Here is a 15,018-nt window from a genome sequence, read left to right as displayed (position 1 = left end):
GGTCCAAGGTCCCGAACGGGACGATCAGATGCTCAGACGGGCCCCGGGACGACCGATATCTCCGCACGTGGGGATCGGGCTGACGGCGCTGCGGGGTTGGATACCCGCCGGAGGTGGACTCCGTGACGAGGACTGGGCGGGCCGGCACCGCCTCCTGACCGCGTTGCTGGCGGCCTGCGTCGTCGTCCTGACCGCGTTCGGCGCGTTGCAGGACGGGCTGGGCCGCTCCTGGCTGGTCAGCGTCCTGCTCATCCTGCCCTGCCTGGTGGCCGCCGCCACACTGCCGCCGCGGCGGCTGCCCTCGATCTTCGTGGCGCTCGGGTTCACCGTCGCCTGCGGCGGATTCGTCGCCATGACCCACGGGCTCACCGAGGCCCATTTCGCGTTCTTCGTCGCCGTCCCGGCGCTGGCGCTGTACCGCGACTGGACACCGTTCGGGATCTTCCTGATCGCCACGACACTGCACCACGCGGTGTTCGGGACGATCGTCAGCGACCGCACGTACGACCACCACAGCGCGATGGTGCACCCGTGGCTGTGGGCGCTGCTGCACGGTCTCGCGGTGCTGCTGGCCGCCACCTTCCAGGTGATCCAGTGGCGGCTCGCCGAGGCCGAGGAGGCCCGGGCCCAGGACAACCTCGACGCCAGCCAGGCCCAGCTCAGCGTGGCGTTCGACCAGACTCCGCTGCCCATGGCGATGCTCTCGCCGGACGGACGGCTGGTACGCACCAACTCGGCGTACCGCGCCTGGCTGGGACTGCCCGACGAACTGCCGCCCGGATTCGCCGTCCGCGACCTGCCCTTGACGCCCCTCGAGGACGCCGCCACTCCGCTCTTCGACGATCTGGCCCAGCGCACCGAGCCGGTCACGCTGATCAGGCACTACCGCCGGGAGACCGACGGCGCCGAGATCTGGGTCGAGGTCCACAGCACCGGCCTGCGTGACCGCTGGGGCACGCTGCGGCTGCTGTTTGTCCACTGCCGCGACGTCACCCGCGATCGCGAGCACGAGGCGGCGCTGCGCCGGCAGGTCCGGCAGGACCCGCTGACCGGGCTGCTGTCCCGGCAGGCGTTCGAACACGACGTGGCGGCGCTGCTGGGCGACGACCCGGAGACGGTCTGCGTGCTCTACCTGGACGTCGACCGGTTCAAGTCGATCAACGACGGCTCGGGCCACGGCACCGGCGACAACGTCCTGCGTGCCCTGGCCGCCCGGCTGCAGGAATGCGTACCGGCCGGGTCGCTGCTGGCGCGCCTCGGCGGCGACGAGTTCGTGGTCGCACTGCGCGCCCCGGTCGCGACCGGCGCCCACGTGGGTGCGGACATCCTCGCGGCGATCGCCGAGCCGTTGCCGATTCCCGGCGGCCACGTGCAGGTCGACGCCAGCATCGGGCTGGCCACGGCGCGGGGCGCCGGCCGGGCCGACCAGGTGATCCTCGACGCGGACACCGCCATGTACGCCGCCAAGCGCGCCGGCGGCAACCGGATCGAGGTCTTCACCGACCAGATGCGGGTCACCGTTCAGCAGCATCTGCTGGCCGAGTCCCGGCTGCGGGCGGCGCTCGAGGGCGACCGGGAGACGAGTCTGCCGGTCTGGTTCCAGCCGATCGTCTCGGCGGCCGACGGGCGCATCCTGGGCGCCGAGGCGCTGGTCCGGCTGCGTACGCCGGAGGACGAGATCCTCGCGCCGGGACACTTCATCGGCGCCGCGGAGGAGACCGGCCTGGTGGTGCCGCTCGGCGAGCACGTACTGACCTCGGCGCTGCGGCACCTGACGGCGTGGCGCGGCGAGCTGGGTTACGTGTCGGTCAACGTCAGCCCCCGGCAGCTCGCCGAGACCGGGTTCGTCCCGATGCTCGCGGAGCTGCTGGCCCGGGTGCCGACGGTCGACCCGGCCCAGCTGGTGTTGGAGATCACCGAGACGGCCCTGCTGGTCAACTCCGCCGATCTGCAGGAACGGCTGACGGCGATCAAGGCACTGGGCGTACGGATCGCCCTGGACGACTTCGGCACCGGCTACAGCTCGCTGACCTGGCTGCAGTCCGTCCCGGCGGACGTGGTGAAGCTCGACCGCTCGTTCGTCACCGGCCTGGCCGCCGACGCGCGCAAGTCCTCCATCATCTCCGCGGTGCTGTGGCTGGCCCGTTCGCTGACCATGACGGTCGTGGCCGAAGGCGTCGAGGAGGTGGACGACTGGCACGCGCTGCGCGCCGCCGACTGCCACGCCATCCAGGGTTACCTGTTCAGCGAGCCGGTGCCTCCGCCCGAGTTCGACGCCCTGCTGCGCCGGGGCGCCCTGATGGCCACCGCCTGAAATTCCGCGGACGGGGCCGCACAACCGTGATTTCTCCCGCCGAGGCTACGGGCCGGTCGGCCAACGCAGCGTGCTGAGGAGATTCGTCTTTTCGATGGGTGGCAGGCCGTCGTCAAGACCGCGCAGGCGCTGGTAGATGTCGCGCATCTCGGCCCTGGTCCGGAGGTGCTGGGTGCCGACCGCGCGTTCCAGGACCGTCAGGGTGCTCGCCAACCTGATCGACCCGACCGTGCTGTGGTGGGTTCGGAGCCGATCCAGCCGACGAATCTCGAGCATGGCGGTTCTGGCTCCCTGTCCATCGTCGATCAACACCACAACATCGGCGCCTGCTTCGGCGGCCACGACCGCGTGGGCGATCACCATCGTCTCCCCCAGATCTCTGGGCCGCTTCAGTCGTTCGCTCATGGGCTGCTGGGTGATCCTGTGGACGACCTGCGCGAGCTCGACTGTCGGGTGATCCGGAAGGATCCGAATCCATTTCGGAGTCAACTTTCGCCAGGTCGAAGCCGCTGCGCGGAAACGGGGATCCCGGGCTGACCTGCGTAGCACCTCTGCCTCGACGACTTCCGGGGCGCTCAGGGCGCCGAGCACGCCGATGAGCAGGCGTTCCTTATTGATCGACAAGAAGTTCAGGCTGGGGCCGGCGTCGATGACGGGTCGCTGGCTCATCTGCCTTCCGGCTCCGCCGCCGTATCGGAAGGTTCGGCAGTGGCGCGGAGGTCGACATCCAGGTCGGTGAGGTCCACATGTGCCTCGGGCAGCTCGTCGGGATCCACCCAGGTGACAACCTGTGGGGTGGGAACGATCCCGGCTTCCCGGAGCTCGGCCACGGCACCTGTCAGCGAAACACCTCTCAGGTTTGCGATGACCTGTGCCGAGAGCACACCGTCCACATAGCCGTGGATCGTTCGGGCCAGCAGACGCTGAGGTGCCCTTCGTCGATCCGAGTCGGCTTGGAGCGCACGGTACTGGTCGCCCCAGCCGAATTGCACAGCCAGTCGGAGAGCGGACGTGGTCATCCACTCACGCTTGACCGCCTTGCCGATGTAGCCAGCCTGCTCGAGTGCGATGGCGGCGATCGAGGGTGACACTAGAAACCGTTGCACCACTGTGGACAGTGTGGCCAACGTAATGGCCCGCGGATCACCGAGGAATCCGCGAAGGCCATCGATCGGCAGCAGCAGGTGTCGAGCGAAGACATCGGCGCGGATCTCGGCAGGGGGCCGCTGGCTCCGGTCGGCGGCGTCGCTGTCGACCCAGTCGCCGAGAACGACGTGCCCGAGTTCATGGGCGAGAGTGCTGCGCTGCCGCATGGGTCGGTGCGTCCGCGCGACACCGATGAACACGGCGCCACGCTGGGGATCACGCATCGTCAGGCCGTGCTCGTCGGGCCCTGCGTCGAGCACGGCGACGTCGATGTCGGCAGATTGTTCGATGAGAGCGACGAGGTCGCCCAGGGGCTGCACGCCCAAGTGATGATCATGACGGAACCGCTCGGCGGCGGCCCGCCCTTCAGCCTCGCAATGCACGGGTCGTTACCGCCGTCAGATCGTCGTCGAGATGGCCTGTTCGTCCAGGTAGTCGTTCAGTTCCATGAAGTGCAGAAGGGCTTGGTGCATGTCTGCCATCCCGGAACCGTTGGTGGCCCGTGCCGCGAACTGGACCCTGTCGGCCACAGAGCTGGCCCCAGTGAGCTGGGCGACCGTGTGCCCGGTCGCCCAGGCGACTGCCACGATCTCCGGCAGCTTCGGTGCGCGTTCGCCGGTGATGATCCGCGACAGAGTGGATTGAGAAATGCCGGTGGCATCGGCGAGTGCGCGCTGGCTCAGGCCGGCAGAGGCGCGGGCCTGTTCGATCAACGTGCCGAGGTGAGTGCTGGTCATGATCCCTCGCCCCCAAGAGCCTCCGTAGACTCAGCCTGAATCATGATCGGATTTTCTGATTCAGTCTACGCGACGTGTCGTCCTGCCGCCATCGCTGCCAGGCACGTGTGGCGCCAGCTCCAGGACGACCCGGGCACCGCCGCCGCGACTCGCTTCGACGCGCAGCGACCCGCCGCCGGCCTCGGCGGCCTGCCGGGCGATGTCCATGCCGAGGCCGGTCGAGCCGGACCCGGACGCCCCGCGGCGCAGCGCCGACTGCGCGAACCCGGGACCGGCGTCCGACACGGTCAGCACCGCGCCGCCGCCCGGCCGCGCGGCCAGGAACACGCCGAAGTCGGTGCCGTCCGGGGTGTGCGCGAACACGTTGCCCAGCAGGGCATCGAGCGCCGCCGCGAGGTCGTCGGCCGGGACCGCCACCGGCAGCGGCGTGGCGGGCAGCTCACGGCGTACCCCTCGATCGGTGTCCTCGGCCAGAACGGACCAGAAGGCGACCCGGTCGGCGACCACCGCGGTCGCGTCGCAGCCGGTCCGCGGGCGCTGCGCGCCGCGGTGCCGGGCCTCCCGGATGACCGCGGTGACCGCCCGCTCGATGGCGTCCGCGGCGGCCGCGACCCGGCCCGCGTCGTCCGGGTCGCGCAGCGACTCGGCCTCCAGCCGCAGCGCGGTCAGCGGCGTGCGCAGCCGGTGCGACAGGTCCGCGACCTGCTCGCGCTCCTGGCGCAGCAGGTCCTGGATGCGTCCCGCCAGGTGGTTCAGGGCCCCGGCCACCTCGCGCAGCTCGGGCGGCCCGGCGGGCGACGCCCGGGCGGACAGCTCCGCGCGGGCCAGGCGGTGCGAGACCGCGGACAGCTCCGCGATCGGCTTCACCAGGGTACGGGCCAGCCGGTCCGCGACCAGCAGCCCCAGCAGGACGAGGGCGGCGCCGAGCCCGGCCAGCACCAGCCACGCCTTGGTCACCCCGCGGGTCAGTTCCGCGCGCGGCACCACGGTGCGCACCACGGCCGTGCCCTGCGCGGTGACCACCGGCACGACGATCTCCCGGCCCGCCGGGCCGTCGACCGTGAACGACTGCCCGTCCTCCTGCGCCAGCCGCACCGCCGCGGTCTCCTCCGCCGGGGCCCCCAGCACCCGCCCGTCCGGCAGGTACACGGTGACCGGCACGGACACCCCGCTCAGCGACAGTTCCAGCTGGGTCGAGTCGCTGGTGCCCACCAGCGGCACGATCGCCCGCACCACGTCGTCGGCGCCGCTGACCGCCCGGTCCGCCGCGACCTGGCGGATCAGCAGCGCCAGCGGCACCAGGAAGGCCAGCAGCACCAGGCATGTGGTGGCGGCGACCAGCAGGGTGAGCCGGCGCCTCACGCCGGCTCGCTCAACCGCACGCCGACCCCCCGGACGGTGTGCAGGTAGCGCGGCGCCTGCGCGGTCTCGCCGAGCTTGCGGCGCAGCCACGACAGGTGCACGTCGACGGTCTTGTCGGCGCCGCCGTACGGCACCTGCCACACCTCGGCCAGCAGCTCCCGCTTGGTGACCACCTGCCCGGCGCGGCTGGCCAGGTGGTGCAGCAGGTCGAACTCGCGCGGGGTGAGGTCGAGCGGGGCGCCGTCCAGCGAGGCGGTCCGGGCGCCGGCGTCGATGCTCAAGCCCCCGACCGTGAGCGCGGCCTGCTCGGGGCGGTCCCCGGCGCCGCGGCGCAGCACCGCCCGGATCCGGGCGTCGAGCTGCGCCGCGGTGAACGGCTTCACCACGTAGTCGTCCGCGCCCGAGTCCAGCACCTGGACGATCTCTGTCTCGTCGTCGCGGGCGGTGGCCACGATGACGGGGACCGGGCTGACCGCCCGCAGCATGCGCAGCAGCTCGCGCCCGTCCAGGTCGGGCAGGCCCAGGTCGAGCACGACCAGGTCGGGGCGTTCGGCCAGGGCGGTCTGCAGCCCGTCCATGGCCGTGCCCGAGGCGGCGACGGCGTGGCCGCGCTCGCGCAGCGCGCGCAGCAGATGGGTACGGATCGCCGGGTCGTCCTCGATCAGCAGCAGGTGGGCCACCGCTGCACGGTAACCCGCGCACCGCCCGCCACCAGGCGCGTTAACCCTCCCTTAGCGCTCGGCAGGCCCCGTCTTAGCGTGCCGGCGGGCATCATCGGTGAGTGACCCGACGTACCCTGCTCGTGACCGCCGGCTGGCTCGGCGCGGCCGTACTGGCCGTGCTCATCGGGCTGGGAGCCGTGCGGGTGATCGGCGACGGCCTCACCTCCGAGGCGGGACGTCCACGCTCAGAAGCCGAAGTGGCCCAGACCTTGGCTGCCCGGGGGGTGCCCAGTGCCTTGTCATCAGTCCCGTCCACCGTCTCACCCGAGGTCTCGTCCGCTGGCGAGACCGCGCCCGGCCAGGATCCGTCCGCCGCGGACCCGTCAGCCACGGCATCCGCGCCCCCACGGGTTCCGGTAGCGCCGACCACGTCGGCCGCTCCGGCGCCGACGGCGACGGCCCGCTCGTTCCGCACCCGCGGCGGCACGGTGGTCGCCCGCTGCGAGGCGGGCCGCGCCGAGATCGTCGCGATGTCGCCGCTGAGCGGGTACGCGGTGCACGAGCGCGACCAGGGGCCGCGGGCGCAGGCGGAAGGGGAGTTCCGGGGCACCGCGGACGAGCACGACCGGGTCCGCGTCCGCGTCACCTGCTCCGCCGGGCGTCCCGTGCTGTCCGAACGCAGCGACGACTGAACCGGGGCCGCCGGCCCGTCACATGCCGAACGCGGCGGTCCGCAGCTTGTCCTTGATCGCCGCAGGGCCCTCGATCTGCACCCGGGTGGCCCGCTGCCGGCCGGACAGGAACAGCAGCAGCTCACCCGGCTCGCCGCTGAGCACCACCGCCGGGCTGCCCGCGTCCGGCGCGCCGACCCGCTGCTCACCGAAGCCGTCGGCGCGCACCAGGACGGCCGAGCGCATCCGGCGCAGCCGCAGCCGGGCGTTGAACCTCGCGGCCCGCCACAACGCCCGCGCCTCGCCCGCGTCGAGGCTGCGCGGCGCCCAGTCCGGCCCGCCCCGGCGGATGTCCTCGTGGTGGATGAAGAACTCGACGGTGTTGGTCAGCTCGTCGGTGAGCGGGTTGCTGACCGGGCTCCACCACGGCGGCGTGCGCACCTCCTCGACCACCCGCTCGTACGGCTCGGCGGCCTTGGCCGTGCGGATCCGCTCGGTGTAGGCGGCGAACCGGGGCAGCACGATGCCCGCGGAAGCGTCCGGGCGCCGGTCCCGGATGACCAGGTGGGCGGCGAGGTCGCGGGTCGTCCACCCGGCGCACAGGGTCGGCGCGTCCGGACCGGTCGCCAGCAGCAGATCCGCCACGGCCGCGCGTTCCCGGCGTGCGTAGTCGCTCATGCGACAGATCGTATGGCGGGATCCCGTACCGTCGCATCGATGTGTGCGCGGACACACCCGGAATCCAGTGGGGCGGTGGGGCCTGGTTCGGCAGGATGGAGCGGTAAGGCCGGGGTGACCCGTCCATGACTTACGCGGAGGGTGGCGATGTGACCGCGAGGGCCAGCCGGGACGTCCTGGGTCGGGGGCTGCGCGTGCTCGGTCACGCGATCCGTATCGAACCGCGCCTGTTCACCGTGGGTGCCGTCGGCGGCAGCATGTTCGGGCTGCTCGTCATCGCCAACTCGTACGTCGTCGGCGCGGTCATCGGCCACGTCGTGGTGCCCGCGTACGCGCAGCACCGGGTGGAGCCGGCGGCGCTGGCCGCCGTCGCGGCGGTCTTCCTGGCGATGAGCGTGCTGCGGGTGGCGACCATCTTCGCCCGCCGCCTGGGCGCCGGGTTCATGCAGTTCCGGCTGCAGGCCCGGTACCGCCGCGCGGTCACCAGCCGGTACCTGTCGCTGCCGCCGTCGTGGCATCAGCGGCACGCCACCGGCACCCTGCTGTCGAACGCGAACTCCGACGTCGAGGCGGCGTTCGTGCCGATCGCGCCCCTGCCGTTCGCGGTCGGCACGATCGTCATGGTCGTCGTCGCGGTGATCGCGTTGTTCCTCACGGACTGGGTGCTGGCCATGGTCGGGGTGACGCTGTTCCCTGCCCTGTTCGGCCTCAACCTGGTGTATTCGCGCCGGATGTCGCCCCGGCAGATCCGCGCCCAGCAGTTGCGCGCCAAGGTCAGCGCGGTGGCCCACGAGAGCTTCGACGGTGCGCTGGTGGTCAAGACGATGGGCCGCGAGGCGGACGAGTCGCAGCGCTTCGGGGTGTTCGTCGCGGAGCTGCGCGACGCGCTCATCGCGGTGGGGCGGCTGCGGGGGGCGTTCGACCCGTTGCTGGACAGCCTGCCCAGCGTCGGCACGCTCGTGGTGCTGCTGCTGGGCGCGTGGCGGCTGGAGACCGGCGCCATCAGCGTCGCCCAGCTGATCAGCGTCGCTTTCCTGTTCACCGTGCTGGCGTTCCCGGTGCGGGCCATCGGCTGGGTGGTGGCGGAGCTGCCGCGCAGCGTCGCCGGCTGGGAGCGGGTCCAGGCCGTTCTGGCCGCGGACGGCGACCTCGCGTACGGGACCGCCGCGCCGGCCGGGTCCGGTCCGGCCGCGCTGGAGTTCGACCGGATCCGGTTCGGGTACGCCGACGGCCCGGACGTCCTGCACGACGTCAGCTTCACCGTGGCCCCCGGCAGCACGGTGGCGCTGGTCGGCGCGACCGGTGCGGGCAAGTCGACGATCACCGCGCTGGCGGCGCGCCTGGTCGACCCCGCCGCCGGCGACGTCCGGGTGGACGGCGTCGCGCTGCCCGACCTGTCCGCGGAAGCACTGGCGGCGACCACGGCGCTGGTGCCGCAGATCCCGTTCGTCTTCGACGACACCATCCGGGGCAACGTGACCCTGGATCGCGCGGGCATCGACGACGCCGCCGTGCACGCGGCGCTGCGCCTGGCCCAGGCCGACGGCTTCGTGGCCCGCCTGCCCGCGAGCCTGGACACCGCGGTCGGCGAGCGCGGCACGTCGCTGTCGGGCGGTCAGCGGCAGCGGCTCACCCTGGCCCGGGCGCTGGCCGGGCGGCCCCGGCTGCTCGTGCTCGACGACGCGACCAGCGCGGTGGACCCGCGGGTCGAGGCCGCGATCCTCGCGTCGCTGCGGCGCGGCGACGCCGGCACCTCGATCCTGGTGGTCGCGTACCGGCGGGCCACGATCGCGCTGGCCGACCAGGTCGTCTACCTGGAGCAGGGCCGGGTCGCCGCGACCGGCACGCACGCCGAGCTGATGGCGTCCGCCCCCGGCTACCGGGACCTGGTCACCGCCTACGAGCAGGCCGAGGCCGACCGCGGCGCCGTCGACGACGAGGTCGCCGCATGAGCGAGCGCAGCGGGAGCGAGCGCACGGAGGGGGCGTTCGCCACGGTACGACGGGGGATCGCCCTGTCGCCGGAGTTGCGTCCCGGGCTGGCCGGCACGATCGCCCTGGCCGTGGTGGCGATGATCGGGCGGGTGGCCGTACCCATCGCGGTCCAGCAGGGTATCGACCGGGGCATCCGCGCCGCGGGCGGCCCGGACCCGGGTGTGGTCCTGACCGTCGTGGTGATCACGCTGGCGGCCCTGACGGTGTCGACGACCTGCGGCTATCTGATGACCCGGCGGTTGTTCACGGTCAGCGAGACGGCCCTGGCCTCGCTGCGGGCGCGCACGTTCCGGCACATCCACGATCTGTCGATGCTGCACCAGCAGGCGGAACGGCGCGGATCGCTGGTCTCCCGGGTCACCGGCGACGTCGACCAGATCACCCAGTTCCTGCAGACCGGCGGCATCATGCTGCTGCTCTCCTCGGGCCAGCTCGTGGTCACCACGGTGGTGATGCTGATCTACTCGTGGCAGCTGACCGCCGTCGTGTACGCCTCGTTCATCCCGGCCGTGATCATCATCCGGCTGTTCCAGCGGCGGCTGGCCACCGCGTACTCGATCGTGCGGGAGCGCACCGGCGCGATGCTCGGCGTGATTGCCGAGAGCGTGGTCGGTGCGACAGTCATCCGGGCGTACGGGGTGGCCGGGCGCACCGAGCGCCGCCTGGACCGGTCCATCGGCGATCTGCGTACGGCGCAGCAGCGCGCCATGCGGACCAGCGTCCTCGGCTTCTCCGCCGGTGAGCTGGCGGCCGGGTTGGCGCTGAGCGGCGTGGTGGTGGTCGGTGTGGTGCTCGGTGTCGGCGGCGAGCTGACCGTGGGGCAGCTGACCGCGTTCCTGTTCCTGGTGACGCTGTTCATCCAGCCCGTGCAGATCGCCACCGAGGTGCTCAACGAGGCGCAGAACGCGGTGGCGGGCTGGCGCCGGGTGCTGGACGTCCTCGACCTCGACCCCGATGTGGCCGACCCGGACGAGGTGGGTGTCGCGCTGCCGGAGGGCCCGCTGTCGGTGCGCTTCGCGGACGTCTCGTTCCGCTATCCGGGCGGCCCGGTCGTGCTGGCCGACGTGGATCTGGAGATCGCCCCGCGGACCCGGGTGGCCGTGGTGGGGGAGACCGGCAGCGGCAAGACGACGTTCGCGAAGCTGCTGACCCGGCTCATGGATCCCGTCGCTGGCGAGGTCCGGCTGTCCGGCACGCCGCTGACCTCTGTGCGGTTCGCGTCGCTGCGGTCGCGGGTGGTGATGGTGCCGCAGGACGGGTTCCTGTTCGACGCCACGGTGGCGGAGAACATCCGGTTCGCCCGGCCGGAGCTGACCGACGTGGAGCTGGACCGGGCGTTCGTGGAGCTGGGGCTCGACGACTGGCTGGGCGGGCTGCCGGACGGGCTGAAGACCGCGGTCGGTGAGCGCGGGGAGGCGCTGAGCGTGGGGGAGCGCCAGCTCGTCGCGCTGGTCCGGGCGTACGTGGCCGACCCGGATCTGCTGGTGCTCGACGAGGCCACCAGCGCCGTGGACCCGGCCACCGAGGTGCGGCTGCAGAAGGCCCTCGACGCGGTGACCCGGGGCCGGACGACCGTGGCGATCGCGCACCGGCTGTCCACGGCGGAGGGTGCCGACGAGGTGATCGTGGTGGACGCGGGCCGCGTCGTGCAGCGCGGCCCGCACGCCCGTCTGCTGGAGGACCAGGACTCGATCTACGCCAAGCTGTACGCCAGCTGGCTGGAGCAGACCCGCTGACCGCTCAGCGGGCGTAGAACTCCACCACGAGCTGCTCGTCGCAGACCACCGGGATCTCGCTGCGCAGCGGCTCGCGCAGCACGGTGGTGGTCAGGTTCGCCAGGTCGGTCGACAGGTACGGCGCGGTCGGCCCGTCCAGGTGCGCGCCGGCCGCGGCCACCTGGAACGGCGGCTTGGTGTGGCTGCTCTGGCGTACGGCGACGACCTGGCCGGGCTTCAGCCGGTACGACGGCCGGTCCACCTTGCGGCCGTCCACCGTGAAGTGGCCGTGGGCGACGAGCTGGCGGGCCTGGTAGATGGTCCGGGCCAGCCCGGCGCGCTGCACCGTGGCGTCGAGCCGCCGTTCGAGCAGGACGACCATGGTCTCGCCGGTCTTGCCGGTGCCCTTGTGCGCGTCGTCGTACGCCCGGCGCAGCTGCGACTCGCTGACGTTGTACTGGTGGCGCAGCCGCTGCTTCTCCAGCAGCCGCACCTGATAGTCGGAGGTCTTGCGCCGCGCCCGCCCGTGCACGCCCGGCGGGAACGGGCGCCGCTCGAAGTACTTGACGCACTTGCGGGTCAGCGGGATGCCGAGGGCGCGGGACAGCCGGACCTTGGGACGGGAGGTGTTCACGTCGTACTCGCTCCGATCGAGGGTTGTGACGGTTAGGCTCACCTTACTAAGGTGAGCCTAACCAGCGCCACGGCCCCCCACCCGGAGGTACCTCCATGCATCCCAGCCCCGCCGAGGTCGCCCGGACGATCGTCGCGGGCCACCTGCCCGCGACCGCGCACGTCTCCGGCCATCCCGGCGCCCTGCCGGTGCGCCACGTGACCGACGCGCGCGGCAACGTCCTGCTGCTCAGCCCGCGCGACGGTGCGCTGGCCGCCGCCCTGCACCCGGCCGACGGCACCGACGACACCGCGATGGTGCTCGACGTCAAGGACGTGCCGCCGATCGCGGGCGCCCCCTCGCTCGGCCGGGTCTGGGTGGTCGGCTGGGCCCGCGCCCTGGCGGGCGCCGAGGCCCGCGCGGCCGCCCTCGACTACGCCGACACCGACGCCACGGGCGACCTGCTCGACGTCGGCGGGGCCCAGATGCTGCACCGGATGGAGGTCGCCGAGATCCGCCACGAGCGGCACGGCGCACTGCACGAGCTGGACTCCGACGAGTACGCCGAGGCCGCCCCCGACCCGCTGCGCGCCATCGAATTCGACCTGCTGGCCGACCTCGCCGACCACCACGTCGCGCAGGTCGCCGCGTACGCGAACCGCAGCCTCGGCGCGGCCGCCCAGCCGGGCGACGAGCCGCGCGTGGTCCGCCTCGACCGGTACGGCCTCGTCGTGCGCGCCGGGGCGCGGCTGGCCCGGCTGCCGTTCCCCGCCCCGGTCGCCGACCGGCACGAGCTGGCCCACCTGCTGCACCCCGTGCTCTGCCGCCACTGCACGGCCTGACTCCGTTACAGCTCCCCGGTCAGGTACCGCTGCACGGTCGGCCCGACCGCCGAGACCAGTTCCTCCGCCGGGGCGCTCGCCACCGGCTCGACCTTCAGTACGTAGCGGACCACGGCCAGCCCGGCGACCTGCGTCGCGACCAGCGCCGCCCGCAGCGGCGCCTGCGCCGGATCCAGGCCCAGCTCGACCACGGCCCGGCGCAGGATCTGGGTCACCACGAACTCGCGCATCAGCCGGGCGGTCCAGTCGTTGCTCATCGCCGAGCGCAGCAGGGCCACCGCGGCGCCACCGGCCGGGGAGTCCCAGACCGTCAGCACCAGGCGGACCAGCCGCTCACCGGCCTGCTCGCGCGGCCCGGCCAGGGCCTGCGGCACCAGCTCGGCGGGGTTGATCGGCGAGTTCATCGCCGCCAGGAACAGCTTCTCCTTCGTGCCGAAGTAGTGGTGCACCAGGGCCGGGTCGACCCCGGCATCCCCGGCGATCGACCGGATCGAGGCCTGGTCGAAGCCGCGCTCGGCGAACGCGGTGCGGGCGGCGTCCAGAATGGACTGCCGGGTGTCCTGATTGCCCGGCCGCCGCCCGCTGCGCCGCGTCTTGGCGCCTTTGGCGGCCGCACCACTCACGGGGTGCGCCGCCGCAGGGTCGCGGCGGCCAGCACGAGCGCCGCCACCGCCGCCCCGGTCACCACCAGCAGGTCGTGCCACATCGTCGCGGTGGCGGCGGCGTGCAGACCGACCTGACCCAGTGCCTCGACCGCGTACGACAGGGGCATCACGTCGCTGACCACCTGCAGCCAGCCCGCCATCTGCCCGCGCGGCACGAACAGGCCGCACAGCAGCAGCTGCGGGACCACGACCACGGGCAGGAACTGCACGGCCTGGAATTCGGTACGGGCGAACGCACTGCACAGCAGCCCGAGCGCCACGCCCAGCACGGCGTTGAGGATCGCGATGAGCACCACCAGCCATGGGCTGCCCACGGTGTCGAGCCCCAGCAGCCCGTACGCCGCGCCCACGGCGACCGCCGCCTGCACCGCCGCGGCCAGGCTGAACGCGATGCCGTACCCGAACAGCAGGTCCACTTTGCCCATCGGGGTGGTGAGCAGCCGCTCCAGGGTGCCCGTGGTGCGTTCGCGCAGCATGGCGATGCTGGTGACCAGGAACATCGTGACGAACGGGAAGACGCCCAGCATGATCAGGGCGATTCGGTCGAAGGTCGGGCCGGCGTCTTCGTACATGAAGTACAGCAGGCCCAGCAGCAGCGCCGGGACCACGACGAGCAGGGCCACCGTACGCCGGTCGTGCCGCAGCTGGCGCAGGGCCCGCGCCGCCGTGGCCGCGGTGATCCGCGGGTTCATGCCGTCACCTCCGCGCTCTCGCGCTCGCGGATGAGGCGCAGGAACGCCTCCTCCAGGTCATCGGTGCCCGCCGCCGTACGCACGGCGGCCGGGGTGTCGTCGGCGATCAGCCGGCCCTCGCGGATGAGTAGCAGCCGGTCGCAGCGCCCTGCCTCGTCCATCACGTGGCTGGAGACCAGCAGCGTGGTGCCCCGCGCGGCCAGCTCGTGGAACTGCGCCCACAGCTCGACCCGGAGCACCGGGTCCTGCCCGACGGTCGGCTCGTCGAGCACCAGCACGTCGGGCTTGCTGAGCATGGCGCAGGCCAGCGAGGCGCGGCTGCGCTGGCCGCCGGAGAGGTTCGCCACGAGCTGCCCGGCGGCGCCGGTCAGGCCGACGTCGGCGATCGCGCGGTCCGCGTCGGCGGCGGGCAGGCCGTACACGGCGGCGAAGTAGCGCGCGTTCTCCCGGACGGAGAGGTCGGCGTAGACGCTGGGGGCCTGGGTGACGTAGCCGACCCTGCGGCGCAGCGGGGCGGAGCCGGCGGGCTGGCCGAGCACGGTCACCGTGCCGGACTTGACGATCTGGACACCCACGATGGCCCGGATCAGGGTCGTCTTGCCGCTGCCACTCGGCCCGAGCAGGCCGGCCACGGTGCCGGTGGGCACCGTGCAGGTGATGCCGTGCAGTACGCGGCGCCCGCCGCGCTCGACCACGAGGTCGCTGACCTCGATGGCGCTGTCCATCACGCCTCCTCGACTTCCCTGATCGTCTCGAATTCATCTACCGTTGAGTTCAACGCTAGATGAATTCCGCGACCGGGGTCAACGCCCCGGCCGGGGCGATTTCCGGTGATCATGCGGGCGGGTGACGGGGACACGACGAGGCCCCGCGGACCGGGTCGGTCCACGGGGCCTCGATTGCGGTGTCCACGCCCGGAGTGCCGGG

15 protein-coding genes are annotated in these 15,018 nt (G+C 72.7%); 5 read left to right on the top strand and 10 right to left on the bottom strand.

Features of this window, described 5'->3' with window-relative positions:
• Positions 1 to 67: 67 nt before the first annotated feature.
• A complete protein-coding gene (locus ACMCNN_RS20865; protein ID WP_412742196.1) occupies positions 68 to 2,314 on the top strand; it encodes a putative bifunctional diguanylate cyclase/phosphodiesterase in 2,247 nt (748 codons plus the stop codon).
• Positions 2,315 to 2,359: 45 nt separating this feature from the next.
• Here the strand turns inward: ACMCNN_RS20865 and ACMCNN_RS20860 are convergent, their stop codons facing one another.
• The 5 genes from ACMCNN_RS20860 to ACMCNN_RS20840 form a co-directional block, all read right to left on the bottom strand.
• Positions 2,360 to 2,983 (bottom strand): hypothetical protein, encoded by a 624-nt coding sequence (locus tag ACMCNN_RS20860; protein WP_412742195.1) that lies wholly within the window; start codon positions 2,981 to 2,983, stop codon positions 2,360 to 2,362.
• Entirely contained in the window at positions 2,980 to 3,780 is an 801-nt protein-coding gene (locus tag ACMCNN_RS20855) for an ImmA/IrrE family metallo-endopeptidase (RefSeq protein WP_412747231.1), read from the bottom strand. The genes ACMCNN_RS20860 and ACMCNN_RS20855 overlap by 4 nt, the downstream gene beginning before the upstream one ends.
• Positions 3,781 to 3,858: 78 nt before the next feature.
• Positions 3,859 to 4,197, bottom strand: a complete 339-nt coding sequence (locus ACMCNN_RS20850) for a helix-turn-helix domain-containing protein (protein WP_412742194.1) — start codon at positions 4,195 to 4,197, stop codon at positions 3,859 to 3,861.
• Between the two features lie 60 nt (positions 4,198 to 4,257).
• The gene (locus tag ACMCNN_RS20845; RefSeq protein ID WP_412742193.1) at positions 4,258 to 5,559 is read right to left on the bottom strand and encodes an ATP-binding protein; all 1,302 of its coding nucleotides are present in this window, start codon (positions 5,557 to 5,559) and stop codon (positions 4,258 to 4,260) included.
• Positions 5,556 to 6,239 carry a response regulator transcription factor gene (locus ACMCNN_RS20840; protein ID WP_412742192.1) on the bottom strand — a complete coding sequence of 228 codons (684 nt, stop codon included), beginning with the start codon at positions 6,237 to 6,239 and terminating at the stop codon, positions 5,556 to 5,558. Before ACMCNN_RS20840 ends, ACMCNN_RS20845 begins: the two co-directional genes overlap by 4 nt.
• 101 nt (positions 6,240 to 6,340) lie before the next feature.
• Between ACMCNN_RS20840 and ACMCNN_RS20835 the strand changes: the two genes are divergently transcribed.
• The gene (locus tag ACMCNN_RS20835) at positions 6,341 to 6,913 is read left to right on the top strand and encodes a hypothetical protein (protein ID WP_412742191.1); all 573 of its coding nucleotides are present in this window, start codon (positions 6,341 to 6,343) and stop codon (positions 6,911 to 6,913) included.
• A gap of 18 nt (positions 6,914 to 6,931) precedes the next feature.
• On the opposite strand, the gene ACMCNN_RS20830 is transcribed toward ACMCNN_RS20835, so the two are convergent.
• Positions 6,932 to 7,570 (bottom strand): TIGR03085 family metal-binding protein, encoded by a 639-nt coding sequence (locus tag ACMCNN_RS20830; protein ID WP_412742190.1) that lies wholly within the window; start codon positions 7,568 to 7,570, stop codon positions 6,932 to 6,934.
• A 125-nt stretch (positions 7,571 to 7,695) separates the two neighbouring features.
• Between ACMCNN_RS20830 and ACMCNN_RS20825 the strand changes: the two genes are divergently transcribed.
• Entirely contained in the window at positions 7,696 to 9,522 is a 1,827-nt protein-coding gene (locus tag ACMCNN_RS20825; protein ID WP_412742189.1) for an ABC transporter ATP-binding protein, read from the top strand.
• Positions 9,519 to 11,300 carry an ABC transporter ATP-binding protein gene (locus ACMCNN_RS20820; RefSeq protein WP_412742188.1) on the top strand — a complete coding sequence of 594 codons (1,782 nt, stop codon included), beginning with the start codon at positions 9,519 to 9,521 and terminating at the stop codon, positions 11,298 to 11,300. The genes ACMCNN_RS20825 and ACMCNN_RS20820 overlap by 4 nt, the downstream gene beginning before the upstream one ends.
• A gap of 4 nt (positions 11,301 to 11,304) precedes the next feature.
• Here the strand turns inward: ACMCNN_RS20820 and rpsD are convergent, their stop codons facing one another.
• Positions 11,305 to 11,913: a 30S ribosomal protein S4 gene (gene rpsD, locus ACMCNN_RS20815; RefSeq protein WP_412742187.1), complete on the bottom strand. Its 609-nt coding sequence runs from the start codon at positions 11,911 to 11,913 to the stop codon at positions 11,305 to 11,307.
• A 95-nt stretch (positions 11,914 to 12,008) separates the two neighbouring features.
• Between rpsD and ACMCNN_RS20810 the strand changes: the two genes are divergently transcribed.
• Positions 12,009 to 12,734 (top strand): DUF2470 domain-containing protein, encoded by a 726-nt coding sequence (locus tag ACMCNN_RS20810; RefSeq protein ID WP_412742186.1) that lies wholly within the window; start codon positions 12,009 to 12,011, stop codon positions 12,732 to 12,734.
• Positions 12,735 to 12,739: 5 nt separating this feature from the next.
• Here ACMCNN_RS20810 and ACMCNN_RS20805 read toward each other — a convergent pair whose 3' ends face one another.
• Genes ACMCNN_RS20805 through ACMCNN_RS20795 form a run of 3 tightly spaced genes read right to left on the bottom strand, consistent with a single transcriptional unit; the run spans position 12,740 to position 14,816 of the window.
• The gene (locus ACMCNN_RS20805) at positions 12,740 to 13,357 is read right to left on the bottom strand and encodes a TetR family transcriptional regulator (RefSeq protein ID WP_412742185.1); all 618 of its coding nucleotides are present in this window, start codon (positions 13,355 to 13,357) and stop codon (positions 12,740 to 12,742) included.
• Positions 13,354 to 14,091: an ABC transporter permease gene (locus tag ACMCNN_RS20800; protein ID WP_412742184.1), complete on the bottom strand. Its 738-nt coding sequence runs from the start codon at positions 14,089 to 14,091 to the stop codon at positions 13,354 to 13,356. The genes ACMCNN_RS20805 and ACMCNN_RS20800 overlap by 4 nt, the downstream gene beginning before the upstream one ends.
• Entirely contained in the window at positions 14,088 to 14,816 is a 729-nt protein-coding gene (locus tag ACMCNN_RS20795; RefSeq protein WP_412742183.1) for an ABC transporter ATP-binding protein, read from the bottom strand. Before ACMCNN_RS20795 ends, ACMCNN_RS20800 begins: the two co-directional genes overlap by 4 nt.
• Positions 14,817 to 15,018: the final 202 nt, after the last annotated feature.

Source organism: Krasilnikovia sp. MM14-A1004 (assembly GCF_047159485.1).
GTDB lineage: Bacteria > Actinomycetota > Actinomycetes > Mycobacteriales > Micromonosporaceae > Actinoplanes.
Note: the sequence above shows the minus strand (reverse complement) of the source record. Positions and strands in the feature narration are given on the sequence as shown.